The following is a 12,320-nucleotide window of genomic DNA, read 5'->3' as shown; positions in this document are numbered from 1 at the left end:
GGCTCAGTTCTGGGTCGTGCCGGTTTCGCTCTGGTTCTTGACAGGCTCCGGACTGGCGGGCGCCTGCGTGATCTGGGCGGGCGGCGCGGTCGGCGTGGGGGCGGCGCGCGGGGTGCCGTCCTCATTCATGCCTTCCTTGAAGCTTTTGATTCCCTTGCCAAAATCACCCATCATTTCGGAAATCCGGCCCTTGCCGAACAGCACCAGCACCACAAGCGCCAGCACGATCAGATGCGGAAGCGACAGACCCATCATTGTTCTTGCTCCAAATATCACGCCGGGCCCCAAGGTTGCACCGGCGCCCTCTCACAAACCCTAGATAGGGACTTTCTGCCTCCTATCTAGGCCCAATCTTGCATGGATGCCAGCACGGAGAGCATTCGGGCGGTTCAGGATGGGTCAGATGCCCCATCATCGGGCCCAACTGCCGGATCGCCTGGGGGTGGTTTTCCGGCCATGGCCTCCTCGAAAGCATCCTCCACCGGATCGAGCAGGCCTGCGGCGCGCAGATCTTCGAGTCCCGGCAGATCGCGGCGGCTGGCGAGGCCGAAATGCGCCAGAAAGGCCGGTGTCGTGGCATAAATCACCGGGCGGCCCGGCACTTCGCGGCGACCGGCAGCGCGCACCCAGCCCGCCTCCATCAGCACGTCGAGCGTGCCGCGCGCGGTCTGCACGCCGCGGATCGATTCGATTTCGGCGCGGCTGACCGGCTCGTGATAGGCGATCACGGCGAGGCATTCGGTGGCGGCGCGTGACAGCTTCCGCGGTTCTTCATGCTCGCGGCGCAGGATATGGGCCAGATCGGGGGCGGTCTGGAAATGCCAGCGCCCGCCGCGCTCCACCAGATGGATGCCGCGCGTGGCGTAATGCTCAGCCAGAGCCGCCAGCGCGGGCTTCACCGCCACGCCGCCGAGGTGAGTGGACAGAGCCTCGGGCGTCACCGGTTCGGGCGCGGCGAAAAGGGCGGCCTCCACGGCGCGCGTGATCTCATCCATGGTCGACGATCCGGCGCATCTGCAGGGGGCCGAAGCATTCCTCCTGCACCAGTTCCACCCGGCCCTGCTTGGCCAGTTCCAGCGCCGCCAGAAAGCTGGAAGCCAGCGCCGAGCGCCTCAGCCGCCGGTCCTCCCATTCGCCGCTGCTGGCGGGCAGGAAATCCTCCAGCACCATCCAGTCGAGCGTCACGCCCAGCATCGCGCTGACCCGCGCCAGCGCCGCATCCAGCGTCATCACCTTGCGGTCGCGCACCATATGGACCACCGGCGCATTGCGCGCCTTCACCTGCCCATAGGCCTGCACCAGCGAGAACCAGTCGCACTGCCACAGCGCCTTGCGGTCCACCCGCCAGCCCTCTGGCGCGCCGCGCTGGAAGGTGTCGCGGCCCAGACGGTCGCGCGCCATCAGGCGGGCGGCGGCCTCACGCATCGCCGCCAGACGTTGCAGGCGCAGATGGAGGCGCAGCGCCAGCTCTTCGGGGCTTGGGTCTTCCTGCTCCTCCCTGGGCAGCAGCATGGCGGATTTAAGATAGGCCAGCCACGCCGCCATCACCAGATAATCGGCGGCGACCTCCAGCTTGAGCGCCTCGGCCTGATCGATAAAGGCCAGATACTGGTCGACCAGATCGAGGATCGGGATCGTCTTGAGATCCACCTTCTGCCGCCGCGCCAGATCGAGCAGCAGATCGAGCGGGCCCTCCCAGCTGTCAAAGGCGAGGTAAAGCGCGCCCTCCTGCGGGGGCCCCGCCAGATCGGGGCCATCGAGCCCTTCCAGCAGGCCGGATTCGTTCATACGGTATAGGCCGTGGGATCGGCGCCAGCGGCCAGATCCTCGCCCGCCAGCGCCAGCAGCGCATCGCGCTTGGCCCATCGCTCTGCCTGAAGCGCGGCGTCCAGCGGCTGCGGCCCGCGATCATCCGCCAGAGCCCGCGCCAGACGCGCCGCGCCCTGCTGCGTGAGCGCAGGCACCGCTCCCGCAATCGCCTGCATATCGGGGATCGTGCCCCAGCAGTTGAGCACCACATCGCAACCCGCCGCCAGCGACAGGCTGGCCTTTTCCGCGATGGTGCCCGAAAGCGCCTTCATATCCAGATCATCGGTCATCAACAGGCCGTCGAAGCCGATGCTCTCGCGGATGATCTGCTGGATCACGGTGGGCGACTGCGTGGCCGGGCGCTCCCCATCCCACGCCGGGTAAAGGATGTGCGCCGTCATCCCTGCCGGCGCTGTGTTGAGAGCGCGAAACGGCGCCAGATCCTGCTCCAGCGCGGCGGCGTCCACCTCGACGCGCGGCAGAGCCTTGTGACTGTCCGCCCCGGCGCGGCCATGGCCCGGCATATGCTTCACGCAACCCGCCACCCCGGCCAGTGCCAACCCATCCAGAATGGCGCGGCCCAGAGCGGCCACCTGCCTGGGTTCCTGCCCCAGAGCGCGGTCGCCAATCACATCATCCGCCCCCGGCACCCGCACATCCACGCAAGGCCAGCAATCCATCGAGATGCCGACCTCCGCCAGATCCATGCCCAGCGCCTGAGCATGCACCCGCGCCGCCTCGATCGCGCTGGCTGGTGCGAGCTGCCACAGCCGCGCAAAAGCCTCCCCCGCCGGATAACGCGACCAAACGGGCGGCTTCAACCGCGCCACACGCCCGCCCTCATGATCCACGGTGACCAGCAGCTGATCACGGCCATGGATCGAGCGCAGATCGTCAGTGAGCGCGCGCAACTGATCCCGATCCGCCACGTTGCGGGCGAAGAGGATATAGCCCGCCGGGTCCGCATCGCGGAAGAAGGCGCGCTCGTCAGCGGTCAGGGTGTGGCCGGAGAGGCCGAAAATCGCGGGAAGCATGGTGAAACCCTCGCAAACTTGGGGGTTTTGCGCAAGTTTTCGGGGGTGTGGATAAGGGGGATTAAAAAGGAAGGTCAGATGCGGGGGCCATAACCCTCGCGCTCCCTTTCATGTCTACGTTGCGCTTAGGGTTCGGCCAAAGCGCTCAGTTTGCCGCGCCGCAGGCAAGAAGGACTGAAAGCCTGCGGCGCCTTAGGTGGTGCAGGTGGAGAGTTTGGGCGCTTCAATTCGGCGCCACCCTCCTCTCGCCGGAAGGCGTCATGGGAGCGCGAGGGGGTAACCCCTCGCATCTTCCTTACTTAATTCAATGCTTAACCTGACAGGGAATCCCTTCAGCCTTCAGCTTGCTGCACAGGGCGCTGCCACCGCCAGCCGAGGCCAGCAGCTGCAGGCGGAACACCGTGCCGATATCCGACTGCCCCTGCACGATGCGGTGGTTCATACCCTTGAGCATCTCATGCTGCTGCACGAGGTGATCCCAGCCCGAGCGTGCCTGACCTTCGTTGGAATAGGCCGCGATCTGCACCACGCCGCCAACCGGACCAGCGTCCTCAGCCGAAGCGGCGGAGGCAGCAGCAGCTGAAGGCTTGGCCTCGGGCTTGGCGTCCGTCTTGGGTGAATCGACGCGCGCATCGACCGGCGCGGCGGGCTTGGGCGCGGAATCGCCTGCCGCCAGCTGGGCCGGGTGATCCTTGCCCTGAGCGGCGGCGAAGCTCGAATCGCCGGTGCCCTCGAACTGCTTGCCGCCCGGATTGGCGGGGGCCTGCTTATAGGGCTGATCCGACGCGCCGATCACGCTGCCATCGGCCACCGGCGCCGCGCCATCCTTGCGATGCGTGAAGGCGAAAACGCCCCCCACCACCACGGCCAGCAGCAGCAGGCCACCAACCACAGCGGCAATCACACGGCGGTGATCGACGGCGTAGTAATCCTCGTCATCCCCGGCATTGTCGAGCCAGGGAAGGCGATCGCGGTCCTGCAGGTTCAGCGTTTCCTCGGTGCCGGCGTAATTGCCGTTCAGCGCGGCCACGGGCTCGGTGCCAGGGGTCGGCCAGCTGTGCTTGTCCCAGCTCTGGTCGATCCAGTTCTCGGCGGTCTGGCCAGCATCATGCGCGGCGTTGCCTGCCCATTCCTGGCCTTGATGGACCTGATCCTGAGCATTGGCGACCCATTCCTGCCCCTGTTCTCCGGCCTTTTTGGCCAGAGCCTCACGGGCATCGTTCAGCCACGGCTCGTTCTGGGGAGGATTGCCCTGATTCTCACCCGACATGAATCACATCTCCTCGACGGCCTCGACGCCCAGCAGAGCCAGGCCATTGCGCACAACCTGCCCGATTTGCGTGCCGAGGAAAAGCCGCGCTGTCGTCAATGCACCATTCTGGGGCAGGATGAAGCGCTTGTCGGGCCGGTCGTTGCCGACATTCCAGTAGGAATGGAAGGCCGAGGCGACATCGGCCAGGAAAAAGGCGATGCGATGCGGCTCGCGCGCCACGGCGGCGGCCTCCACGATGCGGGGGAACTGGGCGATCAGCTTGACCAGCGCCAGCTCTTCCTCGCCCAGCTGCTCGATGGCGTCCGGAGCGGGCGCAAAGCCTTCCGCCGCTGCCTTGCGCAGGGTGGAGCGGATGCGCGCATGGGCATATTGCAGATAGAAGACCGGATTGTCCTTGGAGGCTTCCACCACCTTGGCGAAGTCGAAGTCCATCTGGGCCTCGGGCTTGCGGGTGAGCATGGTGAAGCGCACGACATCCTTGCCGACCTCCTTCACCACATCGGCCAGCGTCACGAAGGTGCCCGAACGCTTGGACATTTTGACGGGTTCGCCATTGCGCAGCAGGGCGACCATCTGCACCAGCTTGACCTCGAAAGGCGTGGGCTTGCCCTTGGCACCGGTCATCGCGGCGACGGCGGCCTTGATGCGCTTGACCGTACCGGCATGGTCGGCGCCCCAGATGTCGACCAGAGCATCGGCGGTCTGCGCCTTCTGGAAGTGATAGGCCAGATCGGCGCCGAAATAGGTCCATGTGCCGTCGGACTTCTTGATCGGGCGGTCCTGATCGTCGCCGAATTTGGTGCTGCGGAACAGCGGCAGGGCGACAGGCTCCCAGTCGTCAGGCAGCTTGCCCTTGGGGGCTTCCAGCTCGCCATCATAGACCAGATCCTGAGCGCGCAGCCAGGCCTCGGCCTCCTCGGGCTTGCCGGCGGCCTGAAGTTCGGCCTCCGACGAGAAGAGGTCGTGCTTGATGCCCAGCAGCGCCAGATCCTCGCGGATCATGTCCATCATGGTGGCCACGGCCTTGACGCGGAAGATCGCCAGCCATTCGCTTTCGGGCGCATCGACGTACTTGTCGCCGAACTCAGCGGCCAGCGCCTGACCCACGGGCACCAGATAGTCGCCAGGATAAAGCCCCTCGGGAATCGCGCCGACCTCGATGCCCAGCGCCTCGCGGTAACGGATATGGGCAGAGCGGGCCAGCACCTGCACCTGAGCGCCCGCATCATTGACATAATACTCGCGGATCACCTTATGCCCGGCATACTCCAGCAGACTGGCCAGAGCATCGCCCACCACGGCGCCACGGCAATGGCCCATATGCATCGGGCCCGTGGGGTTGGCCGAGACATATTCCACGTTGACCGTGGTGCCTTGCCCCAGCGCCGAACGCCCGTAATCCGCGCCCAGCGCAGCCACGGCGCGCAACTCTTCCAGCCATGCGGCGGGCGTCAGACGCAGGTTGATGAAGCCGGGCCCGGCGATCTCGGCGCCTTCCACCAGATCGAGCTTTTCCAGCTCCGCCACCAGCGCCGTCGCCAGAGCGCGCGGATTGGTGCCCGCAGGCTTGGCCAGCACCATGGCGGCGTTGGTCGCCAGATCGCCATGCGTGACATCGCGCGGCGGCTCCACCGTCACGGCGGCGCGGTTGAGGCCCGCGGGCAGCGTGCCCGCCGCCTCCAGAGCATCGAGCGCGGCGGCGACATGGCCGGCAAAGGCGGCATGCAGGGTCTGGGTGGTCATAGCGGAAGCCTGTTCATGAACAATCGGGCCCGAAAGCCCCAAAAACGATCAGCCCCAGCGCCTAAACGGACGCCGGGGCCAATGGCAAGGTGTTATTGGCCATCCGGTCGCGCCGGATGGGGGGCGGCACCGGCCCTCTCCCCCGCCTGGCCACCCAACGGCAGTATCATATGGGTAGCCGGGCGGGGGAGAGGGCTGGTGCCGCTCGGGTCATGTGCGCAAGCACATGACCCAAACATCAACGCGTGGCGTTGTAACCGAGCTGGGCATCCGACAGCTGGAAGCCCACCAGCACCTCGAAGGTGGCCTTGTTGACCGCCGCCAGCACGGCGGGATCAGCCAGCGGATCGATGGCGGCATCGGCCTCGCCCGACTTGCGGGGGCGCACAATGCGGTCGTGGATCGCGCGGTCCAGCGTGGCTTCCTTCTTGTCGATGGTGGCGGTGCCGTCAGCCGTGGTCTCGGCGCGGTCCTGACCGTCAGCGAAATGGACGGTGGCCGAGCCGAGGCTCTTGGCGATCACCACGCGGCCGCCGCGCATCACGGTGAAGAAATAGGGCAGCGTCACATCGCGGGCGCCATGCGTGTCGCTGCGGCGCACCTGCACCTTGAAGGTGACATGCGATTTCACCGGATTGGACTTTTCATCGCATTCCGGGCGCACATCGGTGATCGCGGCGACCAGATCGATGTCCTTGGCATCCGAAGAACCGGGCACGCGGAAGGTGGTCATATCACCGGTGGCATTGGCGATGCCCACCGCCGGACAGGTGGAGCGCACCGCCGTGATGCCCACGCCTTCGTCCACCACCAGCTCACCCTTGCCGGAGCAGCCCGCCAGCAGGGCACAGGCCGTTCCAGCAGCAAGAACAGCCATCATACGGGGACGAAAATGCATTCTCACGTTCCTTGGAAGTCTCCGGCATCTTCGATCCGGCGTGTTATCTTGCACGCTGCCCTAGCGGGCCGCGTCGCAAAGCGCTAGAGGCGGCTTCATGAACGCTTCCTTTCCCGATGCTGAGCAGGCCACTGACCTGCTGCCCCTTCGCCTGCTGATCGCCGCCCCGCGCGGTTTCTGCGCCGGTGTCGACCGCGCCATCGAGATCGTGGAGCGCGCGATTCTCAAATTCGGCGCGCCCGTCTATGTGCGGCACGAGATCGTCCACAACCGCTATGTGGTGGATGGGCTGAAGGAAAAAGGCGCGATTTTCGTCGAAGAGCTGGATGAGGTGCCCGATGGCGCCCCGGTGATCTTCTCGGCCCATGGCGTGCCCAAGTCGATTCCCGCCATCGCCGACGAGCGCGGTCTGGACTGGCTGGACGCCACCTGCCCGCTGGTCAGCAAGGTCCACCGCCAGGCCGAGCGCCAGATCGATGCCGGTCGCCACATCATTTTCATCGGCCACCGCGGCCACCCCGAGGTGATCGGCACGCTGGGCCAGGTGCCCGAAGGCACGATCACGCTGGTGGAAACGGTGGAGGACGTGCTCAACCTGCCCTTCACCACCGAGGATCCGCTGGGCTTCCTGACGCAAACCACCCTCTCGGTCGACGACACCGCCGAGATCGTGCGGACCCTGCGCCAGCGTTACCCCCAGATCAACGGGCCGCGCGCGGAAGACATCTGCTACGCCACCTCGAACCGTCAGGCGGCGGTCAAGGCGATCGCCCCGCAGTCGGACCTGCTGTTCGTGATCGGCGCGCCCAATTCCTCGAACTCGATGCGTCTGGTGGAAGTGTCCACCCGCGGCGGCACGCCCGCCAAGCTGGTGCAGCGCGCCTCCGAGATCGATCCGGCATGGCTGGAAGGCGTCAACACGCTGGGTCTGACCGCCGGGGCCAGCGCGCCCGAGACGCTGGTGCGCGAGGTGATTGATTTCCTCTCCACCTTCCGCTCCGTCACCGAGGAAACCGTGGTGACGACCGAAGAGAAGATGATCTTCAAGCTGCCCCGTCAGCTGACTGAATAAGAGGCTTTCGGGGGACTCATGGCTGTCTACACCCATCTTGGCGCCGAGGCGCTGGGCGAGTTGATCTGCGCCTTCAACGTGGGCGACCTCGTGTCGGCCAAGGGCATCGCCGAGGGCGTGTCGAACAGCAACTGGCTGATCGAAACGACCGGCGAAACAGGTGCTGGTTCAGAAAAGGGGCGCGCGCGCTTCATCCTGACGATGTTCGAGGGCCGCACCGAGATTGCGGATTTGCCCTTCTTCCTCGGCCTGCTCGATCATCTCGCGGACAGGAACTGCCCCGTCCCCCGCACCATCCATGACCGCGATGGCGCGTCCTTTCGCAGCCTGACGGGCCCGGATGGCGAGGACAAGGTCGTCGCCCTGATCGAATTCCTGCCCGGCGTCTCGGTCAGCCTGCCCACGGCGGGTCAGGCCCATGCCGTGGGCATCGCGCTGGCGCAGATGCACCGCGCGGTGGAAGGCTATGGCCAGAACCGCCGCAACACGCTGGCCCTGCCCGAATGGCGCGCGTTGCTGGAGGCCTGCAAGCCGGAAGACCTCGCCACCATCGACCCGGCTCTGGGCCAGACAGTGACCGAGGAACTGGCCTTCCTCGACGCCCATTGGCCGCGCCATCTGCCGACCGGCGTCATCCATGCCGACCTCTTCCCCGACAATGTGCTGATGCTGGGCGAGACGGTCACGGGTCTGATCGATTTCTATTTCTCCTGCACCGACATCATCGCCTATGACGTGGCCGTCACCCACGCCGCATGGTGTTTCGACAACGCCGGGCGCAACTTCGATCCGGCCATCTCGCAAGCCCTGCTGCAGGGCTACGAATCGATCCGGCCCCTCAGCGTCGAAGAACGCGAAGCCCTGCCCGTGCTGGCCCGCGGCGCCGCGATGCGCTTCCTCTCCACCCGCGCCTATGACTGGATCAACACGCCGCAGGACGCGCTGGTGGTCCGCAAGGACCCGCTGGCCTTCGCCCGCCGCCTGGCCTTCTACGCCGACCCCGCCAACGCCGGGATCTTCGCGTGAAGCAGGTCGAGATCTTCACCGATGGCGCCTGCAAGGGCAACCCCGGCCCCGGCGGCTGGGCCGCCTTCCTGCGCATGGGCGAACATGAGAAGGAACTCGTCGGCGCGGAAAAGGAAACCACCAACAACCGCATGGAAATGACGGCGGTGATTCGCGCTCTGGCGGCGCTGAACCAGCCTTGCGCGGTGCGCCTCAGCACCGATTCGCGCTACGTGATCGACGGCATCACCAAATGGGTGTTCGGCTGGCAGAAGAAGGGCTGGGTCAACGCCAAGAAGGAACCCGTCGCCAACGAAGACCTGTGGCGCGAGATGCTGATCGTGGCCAAGCCGCACAAGATCGACTGGCAATGGGTGAAGGGCCACGCCGGCCATGCCGAGAACGAGCGCGTGGACAAGCTGGCCAGCGATGCGGCGGTTTCGGTGGGGAAGAAGAAGTAAGGTGAAGATGCGAGGGCCATCGCCCTCGCGCTCCATTTATTTGTCAGCGTTGCGCTTCGAGTTCGGCCATAAGGCAAGGTCGCCGCGCCGCAGGCAGGTTGCTCTTGGATTGAAGGCCTGCGGCGCTTTAGGTGGTGCAGGTGGAGAGGCTGGGCGCTCCATTGCGGCACCACTGCCGCCTCGTCGGGAGACGTAAAGGGAGCGCGAGGGCGATGGCCCTCGCTTTTCTCTCTTCCTTCTTACCCCTGAACAAACCTTCCCGGCCTATAAGCCTCAGGCGCCACCGCCCCAGCCTCCAGCCCTAGCAACAGACGTGCCGCCAGATCCGCCCCCGCAGGCGCTGTCTGGATACCGAAGCCGCCCTGCCCCGCGCACCAGAAGAACCCCGGCACGGCAGGATCGAAGCCATAGACCGGCAGTCGATCCGGCGCGAAGCTGCGCAGACCGGCCCAGCGATGCTCGATGCGCTCGACGCGCCAGTCGGTGATGTGCTCCAGCCGGTCGATGCCCAGCGCCACATCGATTTCCTCGGGGGCGGCATCGCAGGGCGGCGTGGGGGTTTCATCGTGAGGGGTGAGCCAGAGGCGGCCCGATTCGGGCTTGAAATAAAAGCTTTCGTCCAGATCGAGGACGAGGGGCAGATTATCGGTGGGCGCGGGATCGACGCGGGCCTGAATCATCGTGCGGCGATAAGGCGTGATGCCCAGCGGCGCGGCACCGGCCATGGTGGCCAGCCCATCGGCCCATGCCCCGGCTGCGTTGACGATCAGTCTGGCCTGAACGGTGCGCCCGTCGGCCAGAGTCAGCGCCCAGTCCTCCCCCTCGCGCGCCGCGCTGGCGACGCGGGCGTCGCAGAGCAGGTCCACCCCTCCCTGCCGCGCTTCGGCCAGATAGTGCTGGTGGAGGGCCGCGACGTCGATGTCGCAGCAGTCTTCCTCCAGCGCGCCCAGCACGTAATCGGGGTTCAGGCCGGGGATGTAATGGGTGATCAGCGCGCGGTCGGCCACCGAGATGCGCACGCCCAGCGCGGCGAAGCGCTCGACGAAGGCATGCAGCTCGGCTTCCTGCCCCTTGCGGGCCAGGGTCAGGCCCCGGCGCTTGTGAAGCACGCCCAGCGCCCATAGCGCCGGGCCGGAGGCCTGCGACAGCGGCTGCACGCCGGGCCCGCCATAGGTCTCGTGCCAGAAGGCCGCGGAACGGCCCGTGGCGTGATAGCCGGGGCGATCCTCGCCCTCCAGCATCACAATGCGCCCGCCAGCACCATGCGCCACCAGAGCGGCGGCCAGCGAGGCCCCGGCCATGCCCGCGCCGACGATGGCGATATCGCAGGAGAAACTCATGCGGGCTCCCTTGGCCCCTCAGCCACGCCCGTCAAGGGTTTGCGTTAAGGATTTTGGGAGCGCTTTCGTCAAGAAAGCCGTGAATCGCCGCCACAAGCGGCGCGCGCACCGCGTCCACCTCGCGCAGCACTTCGTGGCGCGACTCGCGACCCAGCGCGATCAGCCGGGCATTGGGCAAACGCTTCGCCGCCGCCAGCACCGCGCCATGGCTGACCAGCCGGTCCGCGCTGGTGGAGATCAGCAGCACCGGGATGCTCACCCCCTCCAGCACGCCCGGCGCGAACAGCGCCTTGCGCGAGGCGACCGCCCGCTCCATCCAGCGCCAGCTGGCCGCGCCCGTGCCCAGATCGGGGCGCTGGGCGCGCCACCACAGCTCGTCATCATGGCGGCGCCGGTCATGGGTGAGCAGATGCATGCGCAAGTCGGTGGTAGAGCCGGGCTTTTCCCCGCCCTTCCAGGCCGGGCGACGCGAATCGCCCATCCTTGCCATCAGGCAAGCGTAAACATGCTGTAACCATACCGGTAGACCGGGAGCAAAGAATCCCAGCATCGGGGCCGAGAGAATCAGTGCGTCGGGGTTAACTTTGTGCTCCGCCACGGCGCGCAGGGCCAGATGGCCGCCCATCGAATGGCCCGCCAGCACATGGGGGCCCTCACCGGGCTGGAACCACGCGTTCCAGAAGGCGGAAAGGTCGTTAACCCAGACCGAGAAGTCATCGATATGGCCGGTGGTGGCATCCAGCCCCAGACGCCCGGAACCGCCCTGCCCGCGCCAGTCGAAACTGGTGACATGCCAGCCGCGCGCCTGCATTTCCGCGAAGAATTCCAGATGCTTCTCGAAAATGTCGCCGCGCCCCGGCACGAACAGCAGCCGCCCGCGCGGCGGCACGCCGGGCAGCGCCGGGATGGTCAGGCGGCGCAGCCTCCAGCCATCGGGCGCGGCCCACTGATCCTCATGCGCGAAAGGGGGCAGAGAGCGGGTCGGAAAGGCCGGATCGGCGTGCTCATACTCCGGCATATGCCTGATTTCCGACCTTCTCGTTGGTTACCGTTTGGTAAGTGATTCCAAGCTAAAACCTTCCCCAGGTCGCCCTAGGGATTCCACTAGGGTTTTCACGTGGTCTTCCCTGGGGGGTTTCATGGGGGTTTGGTTGTCCTACGGTTTGCTTGGCGGCTTGGCAATTGCCCTGCTCGTCGCGGCCGTGACCGACACGCGCCGCCGCCAGATCGACAATGGCCTCAATCTGGCCATTGCGCTGGCCGCGCCCCTCTTCTGGTGGGCTCAGGGGCTCACGCTCGCGGCCATCGGCTGGCAGCTGGGCTGCACGGTGGGGGTTTTCGCGGTGCTGGCGGGTCTCTTCGCCTTTGGCGCGATGGGCGGCGGCGACGTCAAGCTGCTGACGGCCCTGGCGCTGTGGATCAAGCCCATGTGGTTCCTGCATCTGCTGATGGTGATGGGGCTGGCAGGCGGCGTGCTGACCGTGGGTCTGGCGCTCTGGCATGTCGCCCGCCGCCACAAGGAAAGGCCGGTGGTGCCTTATGGCATCGCCATCGCACTGGGCACCTTCTGGGTGCTGGCGGTCGATTACCTGCCTCTGCTCCACGCGGGCGGACCGGCAGGGTGACCGGATATTAACCATTTTCGCGCATCAGCGCGGTTTACTGCGGTGATTTGCGCGTTTGAG

The 12,320-nt window shown here is 66.4% G+C and carries 13 protein-coding genes; 4 read left to right on the top strand and 9 right to left on the bottom strand.

Annotated elements, in window-relative coordinates:
- Window positions 1–3: 3 nt before the first annotated feature.
- The 7 genes from tatA to SR3_RS21625 form a co-directional block, all read right to left on the bottom strand.
- Window positions 4–255: a twin-arginine translocase TatA/TatE family subunit gene (tatA, locus tag SR3_RS21655; RefSeq protein WP_068090617.1), complete on the bottom strand. Its 252-nt coding sequence runs from the start codon at window positions 253–255 to the stop codon at window positions 4–6.
- Window positions 256–389: 134 nt separating this feature from the next.
- Window positions 390–995: an SMC-Scp complex subunit ScpB gene (scpB, locus tag SR3_RS21650; RefSeq protein WP_068090615.1), complete on the bottom strand. Its 606-nt coding sequence runs from the start codon at window positions 993–995 to the stop codon at window positions 390–392.
- Window positions 988–1,788 carry a segregation and condensation protein A gene (locus SR3_RS21645; RefSeq protein ID WP_068090613.1) on the bottom strand — a complete coding sequence of 267 codons (801 nt, stop codon included), beginning with the start codon at window positions 1,786–1,788 and terminating at the stop codon, window positions 988–990. Before SR3_RS21645 ends, scpB begins: the two co-directional genes overlap by 8 nt.
- A complete protein-coding gene (gene nagZ / locus SR3_RS21640) occupies window positions 1,785–2,843 on the bottom strand; it encodes a beta-N-acetylhexosaminidase (protein ID WP_068090611.1) in 1,059 nt (352 codons plus the stop codon). Before nagZ ends, SR3_RS21645 begins: the two co-directional genes overlap by 4 nt.
- Before the next feature lie 304 nt (window positions 2,844–3,147).
- On the bottom strand, window positions 3,148–4,113 hold the full coding sequence (locus SR3_RS21635) for an SPOR domain-containing protein (protein ID WP_068090608.1): 966 nt from the start codon (window positions 4,111–4,113) through the stop codon (window positions 3,148–3,150).
- Window positions 4,114–4,116: 3 nt separating this feature from the next.
- Window positions 4,117–5,859: an arginine--tRNA ligase gene (gene argS, locus SR3_RS21630; RefSeq protein ID WP_068090606.1), complete on the bottom strand. Its 1,743-nt coding sequence runs from the start codon at window positions 5,857–5,859 to the stop codon at window positions 4,117–4,119.
- 238 nt (window positions 5,860–6,097) lie between these two features.
- The gene (locus tag SR3_RS21625) at window positions 6,098–6,757 is read right to left on the bottom strand and encodes a hypothetical protein (RefSeq protein ID WP_068090604.1); all 660 of its coding nucleotides are present in this window, start codon (window positions 6,755–6,757) and stop codon (window positions 6,098–6,100) included.
- Window positions 6,758–6,854: 97 nt separating this feature from the next.
- Between SR3_RS21625 and ispH the strand changes: the two genes are divergently transcribed.
- The 3 genes from ispH to rnhA are packed head-to-tail and all read left to right on the top strand — an operon-like array spanning window position 6,855 to window position 9,295.
- Entirely contained in the window at window positions 6,855–7,829 is a 975-nt protein-coding gene (gene ispH / locus SR3_RS21620) for a 4-hydroxy-3-methylbut-2-enyl diphosphate reductase (protein ID WP_068090602.1), read from the top strand.
- Window positions 7,830–7,847: 18 nt separating this feature from the next.
- Entirely contained in the window at window positions 7,848–8,855 is a 1,008-nt protein-coding gene (thrB, locus tag SR3_RS21615) for a homoserine kinase (protein WP_068090601.1), read from the top strand.
- Complete coding sequence (gene rnhA, locus SR3_RS21610; protein ID WP_068090600.1) at window positions 8,852–9,295, top strand: ribonuclease HI; 444 nt, start codon at window positions 8,852–8,854, stop codon at window positions 9,293–9,295. Before thrB ends, rnhA begins: the two co-directional genes overlap by 4 nt.
- A 239-nt stretch (window positions 9,296–9,534) precedes the next feature.
- Here rnhA and SR3_RS21605 read toward each other — a convergent pair whose 3' ends face one another.
- Both SR3_RS21605 and SR3_RS21600 read right to left on the bottom strand, forming a co-directional pair.
- The gene (locus SR3_RS21605; protein ID WP_068090597.1) at window positions 9,535–10,635 is read right to left on the bottom strand and encodes an NAD(P)/FAD-dependent oxidoreductase; all 1,101 of its coding nucleotides are present in this window, start codon (window positions 10,633–10,635) and stop codon (window positions 9,535–9,537) included.
- 31 nt (window positions 10,636–10,666) lie between these two features.
- On the bottom strand, window positions 10,667–11,653 hold the full coding sequence (locus SR3_RS21600) for an alpha/beta fold hydrolase (RefSeq protein WP_068090595.1): 987 nt from the start codon (window positions 11,651–11,653) through the stop codon (window positions 10,667–10,669).
- Between the two features lie 121 nt (window positions 11,654–11,774).
- On the opposite strand from SR3_RS21600, the gene SR3_RS21595 reads away from it, so the two are divergent.
- On the top strand, window positions 11,775–12,260 hold the full coding sequence (locus SR3_RS21595; RefSeq protein WP_068090593.1) for an A24 family peptidase: 486 nt from the start codon (window positions 11,775–11,777) through the stop codon (window positions 12,258–12,260).
- The last annotated feature ends 60 nt before the right edge of the window (window positions 12,261–12,320 follow it).

The organism is Novosphingobium rosa NBRC 15208 (assembly GCF_001598555.1).
Classification (GTDB): Bacteria; Pseudomonadota; Alphaproteobacteria; order Sphingomonadales; family Sphingomonadaceae; genus Novosphingobium; species Novosphingobium rosa.
Note: the sequence above shows the minus strand (reverse complement) of the source record. Positions and strands in the feature narration are given on the sequence as shown.